This is a genomic window from Haloparvum sedimenti (assembly GCF_001462205.1).
In the GTDB taxonomy this organism is placed as follows: Archaea; Halobacteriota; Halobacteria; order Halobacteriales; family Haloferacaceae; genus Haloparvum; species Haloparvum sedimenti.
The window spans coordinates 1-1,401 of record NZ_LKIR01000065.1 but is presented as its reverse complement, the minus strand read 5'-3'; the positions used below and the strand labels follow the sequence as shown (position 1 = coordinate 1,401).

At 64.9% G+C, this 1,401-nt stretch carries 1 protein-coding gene; it reads right to left on the bottom strand.

What is annotated here, in order from left to right; translation table 11 throughout:
• Positions 1-389: 389 nt before the first annotated feature.
• Positions 390-1,401, bottom strand: a 1,012-nt coding sequence (locus AN233_RS04150) for a molybdopterin oxidoreductase family protein (protein WP_176696638.1), incomplete at its 5' end; no start/stop codon positions are given.

Genomic DNA, 1,401 nt, shown 5'->3' with positions numbered 1-1,401 from the left:
TACTCGCTGCCGCGCCGGCCTTCATTACTTTCCGGCGCTTCCACGTCTCGTCCGCAACTCCCTTATTATTTCTGACATTACTGTCCGATGTCTCCCCGTCTCCGCTAGGGCTGTCACTAGTTGCCATGCGACTGGGTAGATAGCCTAAGATTATATAAAGGTTAAGCATAATTCGGGATAGTACACGGGAAATACTATCTCAGGTAATTACTGACTCGCATTATCCGGCCGACTTCGGGCGAGCAACTGGTAGCACCGGTGACTATTCTCGACGGCCGTCGGGCCAACCTGTCTCGCTCACGTGAGGTTGCCGGCGTCTGATGGGTCGAGGCGGTAGACCCACTGACAATCGCGGGCGGCATCCTCGACGGAAAAACCGCGACGGACCGCTAGTCGTCGGCCGGTTCGGCGCCGCCGGACTCGGCGTCGACGTTCACGGCGATCTCGGCCGCCGCCGCCTTGTACTCGGGGATCTTCGCGCGCTCGTCGAGCACGTCGTTGGTCAGCCGGTTCGCGGAGGCGGCCGCGAAATGCGGCGTCGTCCACACGACGCCCTCCTTGATCGCCTCGGTCACGTTGGCGCGAACGTCGATGGCTCCGCGCCGGGACCGCAGCGTCACCTCGTCGCCGTCCTCGATGCCGTAGTGGGCGGCGTCGTTCGGGTGGACGTCGACGAAGTTCTCCGGGTGCTGGCGCGACAGCGTCGGCGACCGCCTGCTCATCGTCCCCGTGTTGTAGTGTTCCTCGAGGCGGGCGGTCGTGAGGATGAGCGGATACTCCTCGTCGGGCGTCTCCGCCGGCGGCTGGTGGCGGACGCCCTCGATCTTTCCGAGCCCGTTCTCCGTCTCGAAGGAGTCCTCGTAGAGGAACCGGTCCCCTTCGTCGCCCGGCTCGTAACAGGGCCACTGGATCCCCGTTTCGCCGAGCCGGTCGTAGGTCATGCCGTGGTAGCTCGGACAGACCTGCCGGAGTTCCTCGAAGACGGCCTCCGGTCCGTCGAATCGGAACCCCTCCTCGCCGAACAGCCGACTGCCGACCTCCATCAGTATCTCGAGGTCGTGTTCCGTGTTCTCGTGGACCTTCTGGACCGGCCGCATCCGCTGGACGCGACGGTCGGTGTTCGTGACGGTGCCGCCTCGCTCCGCCCACGTCGTCGCCGGGAGCACCACGTCGGCGTACTTCGCCGTCTCCGTCATGAAGATGTCCTGCGCGACGAGGAACTCCAACTCCTGGAGGCGCTCCTCGACGCGGTTCCCGTCGGGCTCGCTCATGATCGGGTTCTCGCCCATCACGTACAGCCCGTGGACCGAGTCGCCGGCCTCGTGGGAGATCTCGACGTTCGTCAGCCCCGGCTCGTCGGGGACCGTGAACCCCCACACGTCCTCGACCGACTCGCGAGCC